The 22,508-nt window shown below is 59.9% G+C and carries 25 protein-coding genes; 7 read left to right on the top strand and 18 right to left on the bottom strand.

Features of this window, described 5'->3' with window-relative positions:
- Window positions 1-134 precede the first annotated feature (134 nt).
- The 10 genes from pdxJ to rpoE all read right to left on the bottom strand — a co-directional run bounded on the left by pdxJ (window position 135) and on the right by rpoE (window position 8,837).
- Window positions 135-872: a pyridoxine 5'-phosphate synthase gene (pdxJ, locus tag NOM06_RS18225; protein WP_005335389.1), complete on the bottom strand. Its 738-nt coding sequence runs from the start codon at window positions 870-872 to the stop codon at window positions 135-137.
- 84 nt (window positions 873-956) lie between these two features.
- Window positions 957-1,667 (bottom strand): DNA repair protein RecO, encoded by a 711-nt coding sequence (gene recO, locus NOM06_RS18220; protein WP_255912648.1) that lies wholly within the window; start codon window positions 1,665-1,667, stop codon window positions 957-959.
- Window positions 1,668-2,567 (bottom strand): GTPase Era, encoded by a 900-nt coding sequence (gene era / locus NOM06_RS18215; protein WP_005335393.1) that lies wholly within the window; start codon window positions 2,565-2,567, stop codon window positions 1,668-1,670.
- The gene (gene rnc / locus NOM06_RS18210) at window positions 2,564-3,235 is read right to left on the bottom strand and encodes a ribonuclease III (RefSeq protein WP_005335394.1); all 672 of its coding nucleotides are present in this window, start codon (window positions 3,233-3,235) and stop codon (window positions 2,564-2,566) included. Before rnc ends, era begins: the two co-directional genes overlap by 4 nt.
- The gene (lepB, locus tag NOM06_RS18205; RefSeq protein WP_005335395.1) at window positions 3,236-4,159 is read right to left on the bottom strand and encodes a signal peptidase I; all 924 of its coding nucleotides are present in this window, start codon (window positions 4,157-4,159) and stop codon (window positions 3,236-3,238) included. It abuts the gene before it with no gap.
- A 3-nt stretch (window positions 4,160-4,162) separates the two neighbouring features.
- Entirely contained in the window at window positions 4,163-5,956 is a 1,794-nt protein-coding gene (gene lepA, locus NOM06_RS18200) for a translation elongation factor 4 (RefSeq protein WP_005335396.1), read from the bottom strand.
- A gap of 117 nt (window positions 5,957-6,073) precedes the next feature.
- A complete protein-coding gene (locus NOM06_RS18195; protein ID WP_040068038.1) occupies window positions 6,074-6,535 on the bottom strand; it encodes a SoxR reducing system RseC family protein in 462 nt (153 codons plus the stop codon).
- A 93-nt stretch (window positions 6,536-6,628) separates the two neighbouring features.
- Window positions 6,629-7,609 (bottom strand): MucB/RseB C-terminal domain-containing protein, encoded by a 981-nt coding sequence (locus NOM06_RS18190; RefSeq protein ID WP_005335407.1) that lies wholly within the window; start codon window positions 7,607-7,609, stop codon window positions 6,629-6,631.
- A gap of 21 nt (window positions 7,610-7,630) precedes the next feature.
- On the bottom strand, window positions 7,631-8,233 hold the full coding sequence (locus NOM06_RS18185; RefSeq protein WP_005335409.1) for an RseA family anti-sigma factor: 603 nt from the start codon (window positions 8,231-8,233) through the stop codon (window positions 7,631-7,633).
- Between the two features lie 22 nt (window positions 8,234-8,255).
- Entirely contained in the window at window positions 8,256-8,837 is a 582-nt protein-coding gene (gene rpoE, locus NOM06_RS18180) for an RNA polymerase sigma factor RpoE (RefSeq protein ID WP_005335411.1), read from the bottom strand.
- Between the two features lie 182 nt (window positions 8,838-9,019).
- Between rpoE and nadB the strand changes: the two genes are divergently transcribed.
- A complete protein-coding gene (gene nadB / locus NOM06_RS18175) occupies window positions 9,020-10,627 on the top strand; it encodes an L-aspartate oxidase (RefSeq protein ID WP_005335413.1) in 1,608 nt (535 codons plus the stop codon).
- A 155-nt stretch (window positions 10,628-10,782) separates the two neighbouring features.
- Here the strand turns inward: nadB and NOM06_RS18170 are convergent, their stop codons facing one another.
- Window positions 10,783-11,175, bottom strand: a complete 393-nt coding sequence (locus NOM06_RS18170) for a protein YgfX (RefSeq protein WP_255912646.1) — start codon at window positions 11,173-11,175, stop codon at window positions 10,783-10,785.
- A gap of 19 nt (window positions 11,176-11,194) precedes the next feature.
- Window positions 11,195-11,464, bottom strand: a complete 270-nt coding sequence (locus NOM06_RS18165; protein WP_005335417.1) for a succinate dehydrogenase assembly factor 2 — start codon at window positions 11,462-11,464, stop codon at window positions 11,195-11,197.
- A 111-nt stretch (window positions 11,465-11,575) separates the two neighbouring features.
- Between NOM06_RS18165 and ygfZ the strand changes: the two genes are divergently transcribed.
- Window positions 11,576-12,484 (top strand): tRNA-modifying protein YgfZ, encoded by a 909-nt coding sequence (gene ygfZ / locus NOM06_RS18160; RefSeq protein ID WP_255912645.1) that lies wholly within the window; start codon window positions 11,576-11,578, stop codon window positions 12,482-12,484.
- 6 nt (window positions 12,485-12,490) lie between these two features.
- Here ygfZ and NOM06_RS18155 read toward each other — a convergent pair whose 3' ends face one another.
- Complete coding sequence (locus NOM06_RS18155) at window positions 12,491-13,372, bottom strand: LysR family transcriptional regulator (RefSeq protein ID WP_042080104.1); 882 nt, start codon at window positions 13,370-13,372, stop codon at window positions 12,491-12,493.
- A gap of 125 nt (window positions 13,373-13,497) precedes the next feature.
- On the opposite strand from NOM06_RS18155, the gene NOM06_RS18150 reads away from it, so the two are divergent.
- Complete coding sequence (locus tag NOM06_RS18150) at window positions 13,498-13,944, top strand: PACE efflux transporter (protein ID WP_005335423.1); 447 nt, start codon at window positions 13,498-13,500, stop codon at window positions 13,942-13,944.
- Window positions 13,945-14,106: 162 nt separating this feature from the next.
- Here the strand turns inward: NOM06_RS18150 and NOM06_RS18145 are convergent, their stop codons facing one another.
- Window positions 14,107-14,463, bottom strand: a complete 357-nt coding sequence (locus NOM06_RS18145) for a hypothetical protein (protein ID WP_255912644.1) — start codon at window positions 14,461-14,463, stop codon at window positions 14,107-14,109.
- A gap of 244 nt (window positions 14,464-14,707) precedes the next feature.
- Between NOM06_RS18145 and cutA the strand changes: the two genes are divergently transcribed.
- From cutA to NOM06_RS18125, 4 genes are all read left to right on the top strand, one after another.
- Window positions 14,708-15,025: a divalent-cation tolerance protein CutA gene (gene cutA / locus NOM06_RS18140; protein ID WP_005335428.1), complete on the top strand. Its 318-nt coding sequence runs from the start codon at window positions 14,708-14,710 to the stop codon at window positions 15,023-15,025.
- Window positions 15,022-16,821: a protein-disulfide reductase DsbD gene (locus tag NOM06_RS18135; RefSeq protein ID WP_255912643.1), complete on the top strand. Its 1,800-nt coding sequence runs from the start codon at window positions 15,022-15,024 to the stop codon at window positions 16,819-16,821. Before cutA ends, NOM06_RS18135 begins: the two co-directional genes overlap by 4 nt.
- Complete coding sequence (locus NOM06_RS18130) at window positions 16,811-17,302, top strand: GNAT family N-acetyltransferase (protein WP_255912642.1); 492 nt, start codon at window positions 16,811-16,813, stop codon at window positions 17,300-17,302. Before NOM06_RS18135 ends, NOM06_RS18130 begins: the two co-directional genes overlap by 11 nt.
- A gap of 70 nt (window positions 17,303-17,372) precedes the next feature.
- Window positions 17,373-17,786 carry a hypothetical protein gene (locus NOM06_RS18125; RefSeq protein ID WP_042080037.1) on the top strand — a complete coding sequence of 138 codons (414 nt, stop codon included), beginning with the start codon at window positions 17,373-17,375 and terminating at the stop codon, window positions 17,784-17,786.
- Window positions 17,787-17,840: 54 nt separating this feature from the next.
- Here NOM06_RS18125 and NOM06_RS18120 read toward each other — a convergent pair whose 3' ends face one another.
- The 4 genes from NOM06_RS18120 to NOM06_RS18105 form a co-directional block, all read right to left on the bottom strand.
- Window positions 17,841-18,428: a hypothetical protein gene (locus NOM06_RS18120; protein ID WP_255912641.1), complete on the bottom strand. Its 588-nt coding sequence runs from the start codon at window positions 18,426-18,428 to the stop codon at window positions 17,841-17,843.
- A 236-nt stretch (window positions 18,429-18,664) separates the two neighbouring features.
- A complete protein-coding gene (locus NOM06_RS18115) occupies window positions 18,665-19,969 on the bottom strand; it encodes an FAD-binding oxidoreductase (RefSeq protein ID WP_255912640.1) in 1,305 nt (434 codons plus the stop codon).
- A 159-nt stretch (window positions 19,970-20,128) separates the two neighbouring features.
- The gene (gene fbaA, locus NOM06_RS18110) at window positions 20,129-21,208 is read right to left on the bottom strand and encodes a class II fructose-bisphosphate aldolase (RefSeq protein ID WP_005335434.1); all 1,080 of its coding nucleotides are present in this window, start codon (window positions 21,206-21,208) and stop codon (window positions 20,129-20,131) included.
- A 115-nt stretch (window positions 21,209-21,323) separates the two neighbouring features.
- Entirely contained in the window at window positions 21,324-22,487 is a 1,164-nt protein-coding gene (locus NOM06_RS18105) for a phosphoglycerate kinase (RefSeq protein WP_005335436.1), read from the bottom strand.
- Between the last annotated feature and the right edge of the window lie 21 nt (window positions 22,488-22,508).

Genomic DNA, 22,508 nt, shown 5'->3' with positions numbered 1-22,508 from the left:
GTGCTGGGTTATTACTGCGCGGGTGCCGCCAACTCATTAGCCCCGCATTAATAGACCTAAAAACAACAAAGGACGCCGTGGCGTCCCTTGTTATTTCTAGCGGCCGGTCTCAGGCCGCTGACCTATCCAGCGGATCAGATCCCCTGACGGGCTTCCTGCATCAGCAGGCGCATATCGCTCACGGCTTTGGCCAGACCATCGAAGGCGGCACGGCCGATGATGGCGTGGCCTATATTGAGTTCATAGAGCTCGGGAATAGCAGCGATAGCCTTGACGTTGTGGTAGTGCAGACCGTGGCCGGCATTGACCTTGAGCCCCTTGCCAGCGGCATAGGAGGCGCCGGCGGCGATACGCTTGAACTCGGCGTTGCGCTCGGCATCTGTGGTGGCATCGGCATAGCGACCGGTGTGGATCTCGATAAAAGGGGCGCCACTCTCGGCAGCCGCATCAATCTGGATGGGATCGGCATCGATAAAGAGAGAAACCTGGGCCCCCACCGCGGAGAGACGGGCAACTGCGTCAGTCACCTTGTCCAGCTGACCGGCCACGTCCAGACCACCTTCGGTGGTCACTTCGGTGCGCTTCTCCGGCACCAGACAGACGAAGTGGGGCTTGATGCGGCAGGCGATGCCGATCATCTCTTCGGTCACTGCCATCTCCAGGTTCATTCTGGTCTGGATAGTCTGGCGCAGGATCTCCACATCGCGGTCGGTGATGTGGCGGCGATCTTCACGCAGATGCACGGTAATGCCATCGGCCCCGGCCTGCTCGGCCACGAAGGCGGCCTGTACCGGATCAGGATACTGGGTGCCACGAGCGTTGCGCAGGGTGGCGATATGGTCGATGTTCACACCCAGATAGATTTCACTCATTGAGAACTCCTTGAAACTCTTCATCTGTTGACTGCGCGGTCAGCGAATCACACCGCGCCAATATCCGTATGTCTGTAATCTGTGTCAGCCTTGCATACTGGCTTTGCGTTTTAAAAACAGCTCCCGGCTCTTTAGCTGGCGCTTGCCCAGATAGGGTTGCAGTGCCAGTCGGCTGAAACGTTTGGCCGCCTGCAGTAAGGGAGGGGTATCGAAACGTCCCTCGGCAAAGGCGAGCAGGTGGGCACCGAGAAACAGGGTACGGGGATCCGGCGCCCGCTCGCAAGCAACAAAGCCCAATTCACGCTCGAAGTCATAGAGCAGGGTCGGCTCGATGGGCGACTCGTCATCCGCCGTGTATTCGAAATCCACCGCATAGCCGAGCGCCTGCAACAGCAGGAACTCGAAGCGGCGCAGCGGCAGCTCCGGCGTCTCGCCGTCGGCCAGCGCCATGATGGCACGGGCATAGGCATCGAACACTTCGGGGAACGGGGTGTGCGCTTCCAGCAGGTAGTAGACCAGCTCGTTGAGATAGAGGCCGTAGAAGAGGCGATCACCGCCGAGACGCAGGGAGTGATCCGGGCATTCGACCTGGGTGAGATTCTTGAGATCCCCCTTGCCGCGCCAGGCGATGGTGAGCAGGGTAAAGGGTTGCAGCAGCCCCTTGAGAGGGGAGCGTGGCCCGCGAGAACCGCGAGCCACCAGAGTAAATCGGCCACTATCCTGGGTGAAGACCTCGACCAGCTGGCTGGTCTCCCGATAGGGCCGACTGTGGATGACGAAAGCCGGGGTCAGCAATCAGTCGTCGCCATACCCGAGGCTGCGCAGGGCGCGCTCGTCATCAGCCCAACCCGACTTGACCTTGACCCACAGCTCCAGGTGCACCTTGTTCTGGAACAGACGTTCCATATCGAGGCGCGCTTCGGTGCCGATGGTCTTGATCTTCTCGCCCTTGTTGCCAATGACCATCTTCTTCTGGCCATCGCGCTCGACCAGGATCAGGCCGTGGATGTGGTAGAGGCCGTTCTCTTCCACCTTAAAGCGCTCGATCTCCACCGTCACCGAGTAGGGCAGCTCCTCACCGGTGAAGCGCATCAGCTTCTCGCGGATGATTTCGGAGGCCATAAAGCGGGAGGAGCGGTCGGTCACGTAATCTTCCGGGAAGAAATGGACGTTTTCCGGCAGCAGATCCTTGGCCCACTCGCGGATCTTCTCCACGTTGGTACCCTTTTCGGCACTGATGGGCAGAATATGGGCGAAGTTCATCTGTTGGCCCAGCCACTCGAGGTGGGGCAGCAGATCTTCTTTCTCTTTGACGTTGTCGATCTTGTTGACCGCCAGCACCACCGGGCACTTGAGATTGCGCAGCTTGCCCAGCACCATCTCGTCGTCTTTGGTCCAGTGGGTACCGTCGACCATGAACACCACCATGGCCACATCACCCAGCGAACTGGTGGCGGCACGGTTCATCAGACGGTTGATAGCCCGTTTCTCTTCAATGTGCAGACCCGGGGTGTCGACATAGATGGTCTGGTAGTTATCCTCGGTATCGATCCCCAAAATCCGGTGACGGGTGGTCTGGGGCTTCTTCGAGGTGATGCTGACCTTCTGGCCAAGCAGCTTGTTGAGCAGGGTGGACTTGCCCACATTCGGGCGGCCCACGATGGCAACAAAGCCGCAGTAGGTGGTATCTGTCATGACAGTTTTTCCAATGCTTGCTGCGCCGCGGCCTGTTCGGCCTTGCGACGGCTGGTGCCGACCCCGACGAGGGGACCATCCAGACCTTCCACGTCACACTGGACGGTGAACTCCTGGTTGTGGGCCTCGCCCTTGACGTTGGTCACAGTGTAGGTCGGCAGGGATTTGCGGCTTCCCTGCAAAATTTCTTGCAGACGGGTCTTGGGATCTTTCTGCTCGATGCCCGGCTTGATCTCTTCCAGGCGGCTGGCATACCAGCTCAGCAGCAGTGTCCGCACCGTCTCAAGATTGGTATCCAGATAGACGGCACCGATCACCGCCTCGACCGTGTCGGCCAGAATGGATTCGCGGCGAAAACCGCCGCTCTTGAGTTCGCCGGGACCGAGGATCAGGTGATCCCCGAGGTCAAACTCCCGGCCCAGTTCGGCCAGGGTCTTCTCGCGCACCAGGGTGGCGCGCATCCGGCTGAGATCCCCTTCCGCCGCTTGCGGGAAGCGGTGGAACAGATCGTCGGCAATCACTAGACTCAAAATCGAGTCGCCCAGAAATTCCAGTCGTTCATTGTGACGGGAACCGGCGCTACGGTGAGTCAGCGCCCGGGTCAGCAGTTCCAGATCCGCAAAGACATGCCCGAGACGGGACTGCAGTCTGTTCATCTTGATATTCATTTACTTGATTCCGCCAATGCGGTTGAAGCGCACACCTGTCGGTACCCAACTTGGCAGCAGGGAGCCTTCTTCGCGCTCGAATTCAAAACTTATCCAGATAGCGACCGCCTTGCCGACCAGATTCTGCTCGGGCACAAAGCCCCAGAAGCGGCTGTCGGTGCTGTTGTCGCGGTTGTCACCCATCACGAAATACTGGCCTTCCGGTACCACCCACTCGTCGGGGTAGGTGCCGGGCTGGCGATAGTAACGGCCAACCATGTCGGGCATCAGCGGATTACGCAGGGTCTCGTGGGAGACATCACCCAACTGCTCGGTATAGCGGTCAAGGGGGATCCCCATCTGGGTAAATTCGCCTCTTTGTTCAAACTTGACGTCGAGCTTCTTGAAGCCCGGGCACGTTTTCCCTTCCTGCTCCTCGCACTTGGGCCGGATCATCAGCTCCTTGTTGCGATAGATAACCCGATCACCCGGCATGCCGACCACCCGCTTGATGTAGTCAACACGCGGTTCAAGGGGATACTTGAACACCACCACGTCGCCACGCTTGGGCTCGCCAGTCTCGAGGAACTTGGTGTTGGTCACCGGATCCCGCAGACCATAGGCAAATTTTTCCACCAGGATGAAGTCGCCCACCAGCAGGGTGGGCATCATGGAACCTGACGGGATCTGGAACGGTTCAAAAATGAACGAACGCAGGATCAGCACAAAGGTGATGACCGGGAAGACCCCGGCGGTCTGCTCAATCCAGACCGGCACGGGGGCGACCTTGGCCAGGGTCTTCTCATCCAGGTGGGCACCGCCATGGGCACGAGCCACGGCAATCTTGGCGGCGCGCTGCTTGGACCAAATCATCTTGTCCAGACACCAGATAACACCGGTGATCGCGCAGACCACCACCAGGATCAGGGAAAACGTGCTTGCCATCTATTAATCCTTTCCGACGTGGAGAATCGCGAGGAAGGCTTCCTGCGGCACGTCGACACGGCCGAGGGACTTCATCCGCTTCTTACCTTCTTTCTGCTTGTTCAGCAGTTTCTTCTTACGACTCACGTCACCACCATAGCACTTGGCGGTTACGTCTTTACGCAGAGCCTTGACGGTGCTGCGAGCGATGATCTGGTTGCCGATGGCCGCCTGAATGGCGATATCGAACATCTGGCGCGGGATCAGCTCGCGCATCTTCTCCACCACCTGACGACCGCGATACTGGGCGTTGTCCTTGTGGGTGATGATGGCCAGGGCATCGACGCGCTCACCATTGATCATGATGTCCAGACGGACCATGTCGGAAGTTTCAAAACGCTTGAAGCCGTAATCCAGCGAGGCGTAACCGCGACTGGTGGATTTCAGACGGTCGAAGAAGTCGAGCACCACTTCCGCCATCGGGATTTCATAGGTCAGCGCCACCTGCTTGCCGTGGTAGACCATGTTGGTCTGCACGCCACGCTTCTCGATACAGAGGGTGATGACGTTGCCCATGTACTCCTGCGGCAGCAGGATATGACACTCGGCAATCGGCTCGCGCATCTCCTTGATGCTGGTGATGGCGGGCATCTGGGCCGGGCTGTCGATATGGATGGTGGAGCCGTCGGTCAGCTCGATCTCGTACACTACGGTCGGCGCCGTGGTGATCAGATCCAGATCGTATTCACGCTCCAGACGCTCCTGAATGATCTCCATGTGCAGCATGCCGAGGAAGCCGCAACGGAAGCCGAAGCCCAGCGCAGTGGAGCTCTCCGGTTCGAAGAACAGGGAGGCATCGTTCAGGGAGAGCTTGTCGAGGGCGTCACGGAACGACTCGTAGTCATCGCTGGAGATGGGGAACAGACCCGCATAAACCTGCGGCTTCACCTTCTTGAAGCCAGCCAGCGCCTTGTCGGCACCGTTCTTGGCCTGAGTCAGGGTATCGCCCACCGGCGCGCCGTGGATGTCCTTGATACCGCAGACAACCCAACCTACCTCGCCGCAACCCAGACCCTGGGTATCCACCTGCTTTGGCGTGAAGATACCGATACGATCGACACCCCACACCTGACCGGTGCTCATCACCTTGATTTTGTCGTTCTTCTTCAGGGAACCGTTCTTGATCCGCACCAAAGAGACAACGCCCAGATAGGAGTCGAACCAGGAGTCGATGATCAGCGCCTGCAGCGGGGCATCTGGGTCACCTTCCGGTGCCGGGATCTTGGCGACGATCTCTTCCAGCACCAGATCAACACCCAGGCCGGTCTTGGCGGAGCAGCGCACCGCATCGACCGCATCGATACCGACGATGTCTTCGATCTCCTCGGCAACCCGCTCGGGTTCTGCGGCCGGCAGGTCAATCTTGTTCAGCACCGGCACCACTTCCAAATCCATTTCCATGGCGGTATAGCAGTTTGCCAGAGTCTGTGCCTCAACCCCCTGGCCGGCATCCACCACCAGCAGCGCCCCTTCACAGGCCGCCAAAGAGCGGGAGACCTCGTAGGAGAAATCCACGTGGCCCGGGGTGTCGATAAAGTTCAGCTGGTAGGTGTTACCGTCTTGTGCCTGGTAGTTCAGGGTCACACTCTGTGCTTTGATGGTAATGCCGCGCTCGCGCTCCAGATCCATGGAGTCAAGCACCTGAGCCTGCATCTCGCGGTCGGACAAGCCACCGCAAGTCTGGATCAGACGGTCCGACAGGGTCGATTTACCGTGGTCGATGTGCGCAATAATCGAAAAGTTACGAATGTGTTTCATCGAGCAAGAGTCACTCAAAATTGGTTTAAGGTCGGTTATGGAGGCGCGATTTTACTGGATAACCCGGCTGACGGCCATTCTTTAGTCGCCAGCGCCAGTGAAATAGCGCCTGTTCGGTCAGGGGAGGATGCGGACAGGGACGACAACGCCGAGCATCTGCGGGCCGTAGCGCCCCTGATCCAGGCGGTTGGAAAAGTAACGAACCAGTAAAAAGCCCAGCACGCCCCCCAGCAGGCAGCAGAGAATGGTAATCCCCTCCCCGCCCGAGAGCAGCGGCGCCAGCCAGAGCTGCCCCAGCAAGGCGCCGGCCAACAGACAGAAAAGCGGCAGCACATAGACCAGCGCCGCCCCGCGCAGCAGACTCTCCTGCGGGATACCGAGCCTCACTTGCTGGCCAACCCGCACCTCGGCGGTCAGCCTGACCCGCAAGCGGGGAGCTTTCAGGGGAAATGCCTTGGCCACGGTGCCTGTGCCGCAGTTGGATTGCTGCTGACAACCACTGCAGGCGGAGCGACGCTCGCACTCCACCCAGGCATGGTCACCCTCAATGGCCACCACGGTCGCCAGCTCTTCACTCATCTCATTCACGGCAACACCTCGGGTTCACACAATCAGGGGATCTGACCACGACTCGCCACGCTCGGCAAGCGGGGAACAACCCCACAGCCCCCGTTACTGCACCGCTTCGTTGCGGGCCAGCGGCTGGACCGACTCGGCGATGCGCTTGGCGGTTTCGGCAGGCACCTCACCGACCACTGTGATCTCGACCCCCACCTCGTTGACATAGCTCACCAGCGAGGTCGCCCCCTGGCGGATCAGCTGCTGGCGCACCGCCTGCTTGGGATCGACCCGGGAGACGTAGACCGAGAGATCCACCAGCCCGTCGGAGAGCATCATGTAATCCACCGGCATACTGGTGGTCACCAGCTGGTGCCGGTCTTGCGACAGCACCTTGAAGCCATCGGGCAACCAGGTGATCTGCCAGTTCAACTGCTGTTGCGGCGCCGGATAGGCATCCTCCAGCGCTAGCGCCGGAGGCTGCTTGCTGTTGGCCAGCTTCACCAGCCAGGGGGCCGGTTTGCTCTGCAGATCCAGTTCGACACCAAGTACCTGCTCCACCAGATTGCCTTCCCGCTCGACCATGTCGATCCGCAGCAGCAAGTGGCTCTGCTCGTCAATCCAGAGCACGAAACCATATTTGTCGGCCTCTTTAGGCACCAGCCTTACCACCTGCGCCACCACACCGGCAACCCGGCTGCGGCCGGCCAGCACAGGATCATAGCTCTCCAGCACCTGTGCCAGCGGCATCTTCACCAGGGTCGACCAGATGCCGGGGAAGCGGGCATCCTTCAGGGTGTAGGGATCGTGGCTGTTTTCAAAGAAGGTATATTCGTTCTGGCGCTGGAGATACTCGATCGCCTTGCCATCGAGGTAACTGAGGTGGGCCACTTCCTTGCCGTTGATCACGGCATGGCTGATCCGGATCGGTTCAAGACGCCCCTGACGGGCCTTGACCATGGACAACTCGAAATTCTGTTGCTGCACGGCACTCTGCATCTGCTGCAACAAGGCCTCGGCCGACTTATCGTCGGCCGAGGCCTTGGCACTAATCAGCAGGAGAGAGGCCAGCAAAATACGGCTGGACTGGCGCACGTTTGTATCCCTGACAATTCGTTATTGTTGGATCTGTCTGTCTTGCAACAGGCGCTGCTGCAACTGGTGGTCACGCAAGAAGGCGTTAATCCGCTCCCGCTGCTCCTGCATCTGCTGTTCGGTCAGCCCTTGCTGACGGGCACGGGCGCCATCCTGTTGCGGATAGTGAACACTCACCGGCGCCGCACTGCCACCGATTGGAATGGTATTGAGCACCGGATTGGCCGGAACGCCATCCTGCCCCTGATACTGCTGCACCCCGAAGATAACGGCAGCGGCCACGGATGCCGCAATGGCATATTGACCCAGTTGCTGACCAACACGGCGGAACAACGGAACCACATTAGAATCTGTCTTGACCGGTGCAACGGCAGGTTGCAGCACGGGAGCCGTCTCGACCGGCTTGGGTGCCAGTATGGTGGGCTCATCCTCCAGCGCAGCCATGATGCTGTCACTGAGATCCAGTTGCAGATTGACCGGCAGGTCACCCCGCATGGCATCGCCGATCAGGTGGTAACGACCCCAGGTATCTTGCAAGTCGGAGTCCATCTCCAGCTCGTTCAGTACCTCTGCGTCACTCAGGTCACCATCCATCAGGGCAGAGATTTGCTCTTTATTTGCCATAAGTTAACCCGTCTTTCCCCAGTTAATTCTCGATCAGAGGTTGCAGCTTTTTATCGATTGCTTCCCTCGCCCGGAAGATACGGGATCTGACCGTACCCACTGGGCAATCCATGATTTCGGCAATCTCTTCGTAGCTCAGCCCTTCCAGTTCGCGAAGGGTGATAGCTGTCCTCAGGTCTTCCGGCAATGCCTCTATGGCTGAAAACACGGTGCGTTTGATCTCGTCAGTCAGCGCCAGGTTTTCAGGGGTTGAGACCTCTTGCAAGGCTTCACCACCACCATAAGACTCCGCTTCGTCAGCCTCCACATCACTGCTGGGCGGCCTGCGCCCCTGGGAGGTGAGATAATTCTTCGCCGTGTTCACGGCAATTCGGTACAACCAGGTGTAAAAAGCACTTTCGCCACGGAATGTCGGCAATGCACGGTAGGCTTTTATAAAGGCCTCTTGCGCCACATCGGGCACATCACCGGGATTGTTGACATACCTGGCAACCAGGTTGACCACCTTATGCTGGTATTTTTTTACCAACAGGTTGAAAGCTGCTTTATCGCCGCGCTGGACCCGTTCAACCAGCTGTTCGTCCAGTAGATTCTGGTCGCTCATCAGAGCCGTAAAACCCCCATCAGGTTATCGTTTTTCTTTTCCGGCCCTTCCTAAGCGCACAAGTTCAGACAGGGAGAATCAGAGAAAGTTCGCTTCAATTGAAAAAAATGTGATGCAGGCTGCATCCTCGCCCTCGCTTGGGCTACCATGGTGCCAGTTCTTAATCCAGGCCAATGATACTTATGAAAGCAAGTGTTGAATACCTTTGCGATGTACTGATCATTGGCAGCGGTGCCGCTGGTTTGTCCCTCGCGTTGCGATTGGCAGACCACGCCAAAGTCCTGGTTCTGAGCAAGGGGCCCATCAGTGAAGGGGCCACTTTCTATGCGCAAGGAGGCATCGCTGCCGTTTTCGACGAAACCGACAGCATCGAATCCCACGTGAGCGACACGCTCAACGCGGGCGCCGGGTTGTGTGACCCGGCAGTGGTGGAGTTCACCGCTCGCCACGCCCGCGAGTCCATCCAGTGGCTCATTCAGCAAGGGGTCCCCTTCGATCAGGAGGAGAACGCCGACGGTGAATCCCAGTACCACCTCACCCGGGAAGGGGGACACAGCCATCGCCGCATCTTCCACGCGGCGGATGCCACCGGCAAAGCGGTGCAGCTCACCCTGATCGATCAGGTGCGCGCTCACCCCAATATCCAGCTGATGGAGCGCTTCAACGCGGTCGACCTCATCACAACTCGCAAGCTTAACCTGCCGGGCAACAAGGTACTGGGCGCCTACGTCTGGAACCGCAACGCCGAGCAGGTCGAGGTGATTCGCGCTCGTTTCGTGGCGCTGGCGACCGGTGGTGCCTCCAAGGTCTACCAGTACACCTCCAACCCGGATGTGAGCTCTGGCGATGGCATCGCGATGGCATGGCGGGCCGGTTGCCGGGTGGCAAACCTGGAGTTCAACCAGTTCCACCCCACCAGCCTGTTCCACCCGGACGACCCCAACTTCCTGCTGACTGAAGCGCTGCGTGGCGAGGGGGCCTATCTGCGCCGCCCGGACGGCAGCCGCTTTATGCCGGAGTTTGACGAGCGGGCCGAGCTGGCGCCGCGCGATATCGTCGCCCGCGCCATCGACCACGAGATGAAGCGGCTCGGGGCGGATTGCATGTATCTGGATATCAGCCACAAACCGGCCGACTTCATCATCAAGCACTTCCCGACCATTTATGAGCGCTGCCTCGCGGTCGGCATCGACATCACCAAGGAGCCGATGCCCATAGTGCCAGCCGCCCACTACACCTGTGGTGGCGTGATGATCGACAACAACGGCCAGACCGATATCCCCGGCCTCTACGCCATCGGCGAAGTGACCTACACCGGTCTGCACGGCGCCAACCGCATGGCCTCCAACTCCCTGCTGGAATGCGTGGTCTATGCCCATCAGGCGGGTGCCGACATTCTGGCCAAGCTGCCGATGAGTGTGGAGCCGCCGCGCCTGCCGGTGTGGGACGAGAGCAAGGTGGAAGATTCCGACGAACTGGTGGTGATCCAGCACAACTGGCACGAGCTGCGGTTGATGATGTGGGACTACGTGGGGATAGTGCGTACCAACAAACGCCTCGCCCGCGCCAAACGCCGCATCGACCTGCTCAAGCAGGAGGTGCAGGAGTACTACGCCAACTTCCGCGTCTCCAACAACCTGCTGGAGCTGCGCAACCTGCTGCAGGTGGCCGAACTTATCGTCAACTGCGCCCTGCAGCGCAAGGAGTCTCGCGGCCTGCACTACAACCTGGATCATCCGGATATGCTGCCGGACTCCAAGCCAACCGTGCTGACCCCGGAGCGGGATTAATCCCCCTTCCTGCCAAGCGTTGCAGCAATCAGTGACCCCGCCCCGGCGGGGTCACTTGTTTTCAACCGCTTTTCAGCCACAAAAAGAGTGTCGCCAGCCACATGGCAGCAGCTTATCGCGATAAATCAGCGCATGGTCATCACGAAAAGCAGGCATCAACGCCGGGACGGCAGAAAGTGGATGGCTCGCGCCAGCAGGCGGTAATGTTCGGGGGGAAGGGCGTCGGAGAAGATCCACAGTTGCCGTGGCGACACAGCTCCACTCTCTTCCGGCTCGGGGCAAAGCGCCAGCCTGAGCACGCCGGGCAAAATGCGGCTTTTCTTGCCGAGCTGATAGCGGCAACCTTGCCACTGTAGCCACTGACCATCCCAGACGAGCTCGAACGGGGGCGCGGCGAGGGAGCGCCAGCTCAGCCAGAGCGCCGCCAGCCAGGCGGGCAGCAACAGCGCCCACTGCCAACCGGCAATCAGGCCAGCCACCGGCCAGAGCAGCAACAGAAAGAGGGCCACCAGCAAACATTGCTGATGGCGGGAGGGGTGAACCGTCATGATCACCCGCTCCACGGTATTACCCCTGGCGGTCGTGGCGCGCCTGATTGCGCTCCAGGATCATCGGGATCATGGCGGCAAATGCGGGATCGGCAGGGACACCATGCCCCATGCACCATTTGAACAGATCCGGATCGTCGCTCGCCAGCAGGCGGATAAAAGTCTGCTGATCGGCTTCGCTCAGGGAGTCGAACTCGTGTTCGAAAAAGGGCATAAAGATCACATCCAGCTCGAGCATACCGCGACGGCAGGCCCACTTCAGGCGGGATTTTTCAACTGGGCTCAACATGGCACTCTCCTTACAAAGACCGGGGGATGGTACCAGCTGGATTTTCCGGCTGACAAACATTAGTTACGTCTTTACCATGCAGCTCACATACTTTCTCTCTGGAATACCATCGTGAGCCTGCAACCACCTGTTTTTCCTGCCGAGCCGACCCGCTTCTCCCTGACCAAGCTGGCCATCACCCGTATCAGCGGCCAGGATCGCGTCAAATATCTGCAAGGTCAGGTCACCTGTGATGTCAATGCCCTGCAACCGGGACAACAGACCCCGGGTGGCCACTGTGATCCCAAGGGCAAGCTGTGGAGCAATTTCCGCCTGCTCTGTCTCGACGACAGCCTGCTGCTGCTGACCAGCCCTTCAGTGCTGGAACGTCAGTTGCCGGAGCTGAAGAAATTTGCCGTCTTCTCCAAGGTCGAGATCGCCGCCGATGAGCGACACGCCACAGGGATCGCCGGTACGGGCAGCGATGAGTGGATCGCCGCGCAGTTTGGCCTTGAGCAGAGCGGTCTTATCGACGGCGGCATGGCGGTGAAGATTGAGCAGGATCGCTGGCTGCTGGTGAGCAATCAGCAAGCCGACGCCCTTCCGCAAGGTGACGAGTCACTCTGGTGGGGGCTCGAGATCAAGGCGGGCCTGCCACACATGGAAGCTGTGCATCAGGGGGAGTTCATCCCGCAGATGCTCAACCTGCAGGCACTGGACGGTATCAGCTTCAACAAGGGCTGCTACATGGGGCAAGAGACGGTGGCCCGCGCCAAGTATCGCGGCGCCAACAACCGCGCCCTGTTCCTGCTGGCGGGCACCGCTGGCGAGCCGGTCGCCAGCGGCGATACCCTGGAACTGCAACTGGGTGACAACTGGCGCCGCAGCGGCATGGTGCTCAACGCATGGCAACAGGCCGGGCAGGTGTGGCTCACCGCCGTACTGCCGAAAGATACCGAGGCTGACGCCCTATTCCGCCTCAAGCAGGACGAAGGCTCCCGCCTCACCCTGCAACCCCTGCCTTACGCCCTGACCGAGTAAGGTCGGCTAGCGAGGCACCCGCGCCAGCAGTGCCTCCTTCAGCCAGCGCCCCGCCTGCCCAAGCGGGCGGGCGCGATGCCACTGCAGCTCCAGCGCCAGCGCGTGGCTGGCGATAAAGTCCGGCTCCAGCACCACCACCTCGCCCCGCTTCAGTGGTTGATGCAGCAGAAATTCCGGAATAGCGGACCAGCCAAGACCCCGTTTGACCAGCTCCAGCACCCCGAGATCCCCCTCGACCCACCACACCTGAGCCGAGATGCGAAAACGCTGGCGCTCGCTCCCTTCCCGTCGGCCGGTCACCATCAGCTGGCGTGCCCCCTGCAGATCGACCTCCCGCAGCGGCTGCTTGCGAGCCAGCGGATGATCCGGTGACACCACCAGCGGCATGGTCACTTCCCCCAGCGAACGAGCGACTATCTCCCGCTGGGGATGCACCTTCTGATAGCTGATGCCGAGCTGGGCCCGACCGGTCACCAGCATCTCGGTCACATCTTCCATCAGCGGGAAGAGCAGCTCCAGCTCCACGGTCGGGTAACGAGTGGCGAACTCCTCCAGCAGGGTGCCGAGCCAGGGGAGGTGGGAGTCATCATCGATGGCCAGAGTGAGGCGCGTCTCCACCCCGGCCGCCAGCTCCCCGGCAATGGACTGCAACCGTTCACTCTGCGCCAGCAGGATCCCCGCCTCCTGCACCATGCGGGCCCCCGCCTCCGTCAGCTGCGGATAGCGGCCGCTGCGGTCAAACAGGGTGAGCGCCAGATCGATCTCCAGATTGGCGATGGCGCTGCTCACCACCGACTGCGCCTTGCCCAGCTTGCGGGCTGCAGCGGAAAACGAGCCGGTTTCGGCGGCCGCCAGCAAGATCCTCAGTTGTTCCAGTGATGGCGTCATCTTATGGCCCTCCGGCAAGCTCTCTAATCCATCTATTTTAGCGATGGATACCAACATGAATCTATCGCTAAAGATCTATAGATTAACCAGCAATCCGTGAATAAATCTGATTGAGAGAGTGACTTATGCGTACCCGTAACGATCGCCTGCGCCATGCCATTGGCTTTGAATTCATTGGCCTGCTGATTGCCGCCCCGCTGGCCAGCTGGGTTACCGGGGTCGGGCTCAACCATATGGGCCCGCTGGCACTGTTCTTCTCGGTGCTGGCCACCGTCTGGAACTACATCTACAACATCGGGGTCGACAAGCTGCTGCTCAAATATCAGGGCCATACCCACAAAACCCTGTGGCAACGGGTGCTGCATACCTTCGGCTTTGAGGGCGGTCTGCTGATCGTCGCGCTGCCGGTCATGTCCTGGTGGCTGAGCGTCAGCATGCTGGAGGCGCTGGTGCTGGATCTGGGCTTCGTCGTCTTCTATCTGATCTATGCCTTCGTCTACAACTGGGGCTATGACAAGGTGTTCCCCATCCCCCGCGAAGTGCCGCACGGCATGCCCCAAGAGGCGCGCTAAGGCACGAATCAGTTGGATTGAAACCGAGAAGTGAAGGTCAACGAGGGAAGGCAACTGAAGAAACGATACGGCCTCACCATGGCAAACATGATGGGGCCGCAAGAGGGATCAGCGCTGGCAGGCCGGCTGATTCAGAGGTAAGGATTCAGGCCTGCCCGTCGCTCAAGCCTGGGCCTTGAGCTCTTCGCCGCTATCGTCGGCAGCGGCAGCCTCTTCAGGCTGAGCCTGAGCGGCCTGCAGCGCTTCCAGCTCGCTCTGATAATCGCTCAGGATCTGCTGGGCAACCGCCATATCTCCCTTGTGTTTGCGCTCGAACAGATGGTGCTGCACCACGCCGTTGAGATACTCCACCGTGATGGGCTGCTCCAGGGTGACCATCAGCTCCTCTTTCTCCAGCTCGGCATTGATTTCATCGGCGGTCGTGCGCAGCAGCCCGGCCAATTGAACCAACATGCGGCGCTCACCTTCGCGCAGCAGGCTCAACATGCGGTTTCTCTGCTGCTCATTCTGTTGGGTCATACATTTCCTTACGTCAATTGGGAACAAGCCCGCTCATTCTGCCCTGTCCCCATGACAGCGTCTATCTCATGCCCCCCACAAATTTTTGGCGCTGGCTCACAAATGGCTACAGATGCTATTTGAAGCGCCTCTGGGGTATAGTAGCCGCTGATTTTCAGGCGCTTTTTTCACCTTCATCCGCAGACAGGGATGAGACGGCAAGGGCGCCTGCCCGGTTTACCCCAACGAGGTGAAGATCCGCTTTATGACCGACGCCATTGTGGTGCTCTGCACCTGCCCAGATCAAACCAGTGCTGACCTTCTCTGCGAACAGCTGCTGAACCAGCGGCTGGCCGCCTGCATCAATCAACTGCCGGGCATTACCTCCGTCTATCGCTGGCAAGGCAAGGTGGAGCGCGCCACCGAGATCCAGCTCATCATCAAATCCCGCCAGCCACTCTTTGCCGAGTTGCAGGCATGTATTCAAGCCAATCACCCCTATGAGGTGCCCGAGCTGCTGGCCCTGCCGGTGAGTGCCGGACTACCTGCCTATCTCGACTGGCTCAATGGGGAGACCTCATGACGTTCACCCGCTTGCTCTCTCCCCTGCTGCTGCTCTGTGCACTGCTGATGACAACGGCAGGCAGCCCCTCGGCCCACGCCAGCGGCGCCGACCTGCTCAGCTCGCTGGGCATTGAGGCCAACGCCAAACCCAAATTTTTACAGGTCGATGAGGCGTTTCACCTCGAGAGCGAACAGCGTGCCGATCAGCTGCTGCTGACCCTCCATATCGCCGACGATTACTACCTCTATCGCCACAGCCTACGCTTCAAGGGGAACAACCTCACCTTCAGCGAGCCGACCCTGCCGGAAGGCACCGAGCACGAGGATGACTTCTTCGGCAAGACCCGGGTCTACTACCAGCAGGTGAGCATCGCGGTGCCGCTCAAAGAAGTGGGCGACGGCGCCACCCTGCGGGTGCGCTATCAGGGCTGCACCGACGGCCTCTGCTACCCGCCGACCGACAAACTGATCGATGTGGCCCCGCTGGTCACGGCAACCACAGCGTCCACTGCTGAAACGGCACAAAGCGTCGCACCGGTTAGCCAGCAGGATCAGCTGGCCGCCGCCCTCGGCCATCAGGGGTTCTGGCTCAGCATCGTCGCCTTCTTCGCACTGGGGCTGGGGCTCGCCTTCACCCCCTGCGTCTTCCCCATGTATCCCATTCTGACCGGCATCATCGCCGGTGCCGGCCATCGCCTCTCTACCGGTCGCGCCTTCCTGCTCTCCATGGTCTATGTGCAGGGGATGGCGGTCACCTACACCTTGCTTGGGCTGGTAGTGGCCTCGGCAGGTCTGAAATTCCAAGCGGCGCTGCAACACCCCTACGTGCTGATCGGCCTCTCGGTGATGTTCGTGCTGCTGGCCCTCTCCATGTTCGGACTCTATACCCTGCAACTGCCGAGCAGTTTGCAAACCCGGCTCTCCGGCCTCTCCAACCGCCAGCAGGGCGGCTCGGTAGTCGGGGTTGCCATCATGGGGATGATCTCCGGGCTGGTCTGCTCCCCCTGCACCACGGCGCCGCTCTCGGGGGCGCTGATCTACGTGGCCCAGAGCGGCGATCTCTGGCTCGGCGGCGCGGCGCTCTATGCACTGTCACTGGGGATGGGGCTGCCGCTGCTGCTGCTCGGCACCTCGGGTGGCAAGCTGCTGCCCAAAGCGGGCGCCTGGATGGATGTGATCAAGCAGCTGTTTGGTTTTGCCCTGCTGGCAGTGCCGATCCTGCTGCTGTCACGGCTCTGGAGCGATCAAGTTACTACCCTCGCCTGGCTTGGCTGGGGGCTGCTGCTGTGCGGCTATCTCTATCACCACAACCAGCACCAGCCCCACTCGGTGGCCAAAAGCGTGCGCGGCTTCGTGCTGTTGCTGGCGATGATCAGCGCCGTGGTGGTGGGCAAGGATCTGCTGCAACCGGCCCCCCCTGCTGCCATCACGGCGGATGCCAGTCAAACGGCGCCGCAGTTTATCCGCATCAAGACGCTGGATGATCTCAAGGTGCAGCTGGCCGCCGCTCGCAGCAAGCCGGTGCTGCTCGACCTCTACGCCGACTGGTGCGTCGCCTGCAAGGAGTTCGAGCACAAGACCTTCAGCGATCCAGCTGTGCGGGAGCGCTTCGGCCAGATGGTGCTGCTGCAGGCGGATGTTACCGCCAACGACGATGCCGATATCGAGCTGCTCAACGGCCTCAATGTGCTGGGGCTGCCGACCCTCATCTTCTTCGACCGCGAGGGCAAGGAGCTGACAGGCCAGCGGGTCACCGGTTTTATGGGGCCTATCCCCTTTGCCAAACATCTCGAGATGGTAAGTGATGCGCACTGAGTTGCGTCGGCTGCAGACAAGCGATGCACCTGCCTTGCAGCGGCTGTTCGAGCAGGCCCCCTCCTATCAGGCGGCGGTGAGCAATGACCCTCTCTCTGCACAGGCAGGAGAAGAGGAACTTGTCGCCTGCCCACCCGGCCTGCCTCTCTCCGACAAACATCTCATCGGCCGCTGGGAGCAGGGAGAACTCACCGCTGTCATTGATCTGCTGCGCGGCTACCCCAATCCAGACACCGCCTATCTGGGTCTGTTACTGGTGGGGGAACCCTGGCAAGGGAGTGGCCGTGGTCAGTCGCTCTATCTTCACGCCTGCACGCTGGCAAGCTCATGGGGGGCTACCCGGCTTCGCTTGTCAGTGATTGCCAGCAATGAGAGTGCTCTATCCTTCTGGCTGCGCAGAGGGTTCACCGAGTGCTATCGCCGCGAGCTGGCTGGTTATCGGGCCGAGGCCATCGTGCTGGAACGTTCACTGGAACCGTGAGCCGAGGTTTGCCGCCGCGCATTCGCGTGGCACAATCGCCCCTCTCGTTTTGCACTTGTCCGGAGTTTTGATGAAAAAGTGGTTCATCCCCCTGCTAGCCCTCTGGCTTTATGGCTGCAGTGCAGGGCCCGGTGAAGAGGATATCCGCCAGCAGGTCACCGCCAAGCTACTGGCCGAGACAGACGCCAACCTGTTCGATATCAGCGACTTCACCATCCTCGGCAAGGAGGAACGGATGGAGGGGGTCTATCTGGTCAAGGTGAGTTACCAGCTCCACTTCAAGCAGGGGCTCGATCAGTTGCAGGTGTTGCACGACGAGGACCTGGTCTACGACCGGGTTGGCCCCTTCCAGCAGGAGATGGGGCTGATGGAGCTCGAGCGCAAATATGGCGAGTTCGAGGCGGGCCAGGTGCTGCCGCAAGAGGCAGAGGTGTGGATGATGAAGGACGAACAGGGCTGGCGGCTGGCGGAACCGGCCCAATAAAGCGCTTTCCGCCCCTTATGCTCTGCAACGACTCTCCTGCCGTTGCCAACCAGCTCAAACCTGGGTATCGACCCGATACCCTTTTCGCTCGGCAGGTTCGTTCGGCAGCTTGCTGACCAACCCTGACAGCACCTCCTTGAGGGTGACCCCGCTCTCTGCCGCACCACTGCTCTCCAGCAGCTTGGTCAGCTGGCTCTGCAAGGGGTTGACCGCTTCACGCTCGGCTCCTTGCTCGCTCTCTTTTTCCTGTCCGCCCTGCTGATCCAGCGTCTCCAGCAGGCGCTCCAGATCCCGCTTGAGCGGGTTCTCGCTGCTGTCGGCGATGGCGAGTTTGCGCTGTTCCTGCTCTTGCCGCTGTTGTTGCTGCAATGCCAACTGTTGCTCCTGCTGCTGTTGCAGGGAGCCCATCATGGTGTTGATGAACGCTTCCAGCGAATCTCTGATTGAAACAGTACCACCGCCGCTGCTCTCCCCTTGCGGTGACAGCCCCAGCTCATCCAGCACAGCGCCAAGGTCGCGCACCAGGCTGTCACTGCCCGTTGATGGTGAAGTCGCAGCCCGCTCCTGTGCCTGCACGGCGGGAGAACCCTGCCGTTGCGCCAGCGGGGTGAGCCCGCCTGACGCGACCACATTTATCTCCATCTTGGCCCTCCTCTCCCCATCCTCGGCCCTTTCTTGGCAAATATTCCGGCAATCTGACAACCCCTTGCCCCTTGGCAGATAACCGCTCTCACACCTAAAAGATAGCGCCAATCGAACGAGATTGGCGCGAATGCATCTTTTGGTCTATAGGGCGGAACGATAGTGCTAACCCGCTATAAACAAGGGCTGGCAAGGGGGCTTAGTTCAGCCATCACTGCACAGGCTGACAATCAGAGTCAGAAGATATCCTTCATCCGGTGCCACAGCATACCCAGTGCCAGCAGCGGGGAGCGCAACGCCGGGCCGCCGGGGAAGGTGATATGGGGCACGCTGGCAAAGAGATCGAAACCCCGACTTTCGCCGCGGATCGCCTCGGCCACCAGCTTGCCCGCCATATGGGTGGCGTTGAGGCCGTGACCCGAGTAGGCCTGGGCGTAGAACACGTTGGGGTGTTCCTTGAGACGGCCAATCTGCGGCAGCCGGTTGGCGCCGATCCCGATCATGCCGCCCCACTGAAACTCGATGGCAGTGCCAGCGAGCTCGGGGAATACCCGCAACAACTTGGGTAGCATGAAGGCCTTGATATCGCGGGGATCCCGGCCGGAGTAGTTGCAGGCGCCGCCAAACAGCAGGCGGCCGTCGGCGGAGAGGCGGTAGTAGTCGAGGGCCACGTTCTGATCGCATACCGCCATGTTTTGCGGCAGCAAGCGCTGGCGCAAGCGGCGATCGAGCTCCTCGGTGGCGAGGATATAGGAACCGGCCGGCAGCACCCGCCCTCCCAGCTCCGGATTTAGGTCGTTGAGATAGGCGTTGCAACCGATCACCAGATAATCGGCGGTAACCCGGCCATGAGCCGTGGTCACCTCGACCTGCTTGCCGTAGTCGATATGGGTCACTCTGGAGTGTTCAAACAGGGAGACTCCTAGGCTGGCGGCGGCGCGCGCCTCGCCCAGCGCCAGATTGAGGGGATGCAGATGGCCCGAGCCCATGTCGATGAGGCCGCCGATATAGCGATCCGACCCCACCACGCTATGGATATCTTCCCGCGGCACCAGCTTGAGTTCATGCTCATAGCCGAGGCTCGCCAGATGGTCTAGATCCTCTTCAAAGCCGGCCAGATGGCGCTGACGGGTGGCCAGGTCGCAGTAGCCCCAGGTGAGATCGCAGTCGATATTGAAGCGCTCGACCCGCTCGCGTACCAGTTGCACCGCCTCCAGCCCCATCAAATCGAGCTCGCGCACTCCTTGCTTGCCAATCCAGCGGGCGAACTGGCTGGTATCGTGGCCGATACCGCGAATAAGCTGACCGCCGTTGCGCCCGGAGGCGCCCCAGCCGATACGGTTGGCCTCCAGCAAGGCGACCTTGTAACCGGCATCAGCCAGATTGATAGCGGTATTGAGACCGGTAAAACCGCCGCCGATGATGCAGACGTCAGCCTTGTGCTCCCCCTCCAGCTCGGGCCACTGTTGCGAGTCGTTGCGGGTGGCCGCGTAGTAGGAGGCGACGTGCTCCTGATATCCGTTGTGCTTTCCTGCCTGCATACTCAGCATCCTGCCTTGGTTGCAAATTGTTTAATAAAATAAGCAAAGTTGTTTCGATAATACCCAGTTCCCCCTCCACTCACCAACCGGTGCGGATCACAGAAATGCAAAAGGCGCCCCGAAGGGCGCCTTTTCATGCAATCAAGGTGCTGTAACGAATTACAGTACGTCGATGGCGTTCAGGTCGGAGAATGCTTTCTCCAGACGAGCGATCATGGAAGTCTGACCTTCACGCAGCCATACGCGCGGATCGTAGTACTTCTTGTTCGGCTTGTCGGCGCCTTCCGGGTTGCCCAGCTGGCCTTGCAGGTAAGCTTCGTTCTTCTTGTAGAAGTTCAGCAGACCTTCCCAGGTTGCCCACTGGGTGTCGGTGTCGATGTTCATCTTCACTACGCCGTAGGAGATGGACTCGCGGATCTCTTCCAGAGTGGAACCTGAACCACCGTGGAATACGAAGTCCAGAGACTTGGCAGGGATGCCGAACTTCTCGGAAACGTACTTCTGGGAAGCGTCCAGGATGGACGGGGTCAGCTTGACGTTACCCGGCTTGTATACACCGTGTACGTTGCCGAAGGAGGCAGCGATGGTGAAACGCGGGCTGATCTTGGACAGACGCTCGTAAGCGTAAGCAACATCTTCCGGCTGGGTGTACAGAGCGGACTGATCCATGTGGCTGTTGTCGACGCCGTCTTCTTCGCCACCGGTGCAACCCAGTTCCAGCTCCAGAGTCATGTTCATCTTGGCCATGCGGGTCAGGTACTCGCAGCAGATGTCGATGTTCTCTTCCAGAGACTCTTCGGACAGATCCAGCATGTGGGAGGAGAACAGCGGCTTGCCGGTTTCAGCAAAGTGCTTCTCGCCCGCTTCCAGCAGACCGTCGATCCACGGCAGCAGCTTCTTGGCAGCGTGGTCGGTGTGCAGGATTACCGGCACGCCGTAAGCTTCGGCAACAGCGTGAACGTGCTTGGCACCAGAGATGGCACCCAGGATGGCAGCTTTCTGACCTTCCAGCTTCAGACCCTTACCGGCGGTGAACACGGCACCACCGTTGGAGAACTGAACGATAACCGGCGCTTTAACCTTGGCGGCAGCTTCCAGTACGGCGTTAACGGAGTCGGTACCAACGCAGTTTACGGCCGGCAGAGCAAAGCCGTTCTCTTTAGCGATGGCGAACACTTTCTGAACGTCATCACCAGTGATCACGCCGGGTTTTACGAAGTCGAAAATTTTCTTAGACATGTTTAATCGTCCTGTCTCGTATGCCGTTAATAAAAAATGGGGGGTTCATCATGAACCGGCACAGCGGGCACATGATAAACGAAACGGGAGGCTTTTGCCCCCCGTTCCGGGTCAATTAGGCTTTGGCGCGCTGTTCCAGAATCGCAACAGCCGGCAGTACCTTGCCTTCTACGAACTCCAGGAAGGCGCCGCCGCCAGTGGAGATGTAGGAGACTTTGTCAGCGATGCCGAACTTGTCGATAGCAGCCAGGGTGTCACCACCGCCAGCGATGGAGAAGGCCGGAGAAGCAGCGATGGCTTCAGCGATAACCTTGGTGCCTTCAGCGAACTGGTCGAACTCGAACACGCCAACCGGACCGTTCCACAGGATGGTCTTGGCGTTCATGATGATGTCAGCCAGAGCCTTGGCAGAATCCGGGCCGATGTCGAAGATCATGTCGCCGTCGGTCACGTCAGAGACGGACTTGATGGTCGCCGGAGTGGACTCGGAGAACTCGGCACCTACAACCACGTCGGTGGTCACAGGAATGTTGGTCTCGGCAGCCAGTTTCTTGGCGGTGTCGATCAGATCGTGCTCGCACAGGGACTTGCCGACGTTGTGACCGGCAGCAGCGATGAAGGTGTTGGCGATGCCACCACCGACAACCAGCTGGTCAGCGATTTTGGAGAGGGATTCCAGAACGGTCAGCTTGGTGGAGACCTTGGAGCCGCCAACGATGGCAACCATCGGGCGCTCGGGCTTCAGCATGGCTTTGCCCAGCGCTTCCAGTTCACCAGCCAGCAGCGGGCCGGCACAAGCGACCGGAGCGAACTGTGCAACACCGTAGGTGGAACCTTCGGCGCGGTGAGCAGTACCGAACGCATCCATTACAAAGACGTCACACAGGGCGGCGTATTTTTTGGCCAGCTCTTCGGTGTTCTTCTTCTCGCCTTTGTTGAAGCGGCAGTTTTCCAGCACAACCAGCTCACCGGCAGCGACTTCTACGCCATCCAGGTAATCCTTGGCCAGGCGAACCGGGCAGGACAGAGCGTCTTTCAGATAGTTGACAACCGGAGCCAGGGAGAATTCTTCGTTGTATTCACCCTCGGTCGGACGACCCAGGTGGGAGGTGATCATCAGCTTGGCGCCCTTTTCCAGAGCCAGCTTGATGGTCGGCAGAGTCGCAACGATACGTGCATCGGAGGTGACCTTGCCGTCTTTTACCGGTACGTTCAGGTCAGCACGGATCAGAACGCGTTTACCCGCCAGATCCAGGTCAGTCATCTTGATAACAGACATATTCAGTCCTCTATATTTTCC

The organism is Aeromonas sp. JL9 (assembly GCF_024436075.1).
GTDB classification, from domain to species: domain Bacteria; phylum Pseudomonadota; class Gammaproteobacteria; order Enterobacterales; family Aeromonadaceae; genus Aeromonas; species Aeromonas veronii.
Note: the sequence above shows the minus strand (reverse complement) of the source record. Positions and strands in the feature narration are given on the sequence as shown.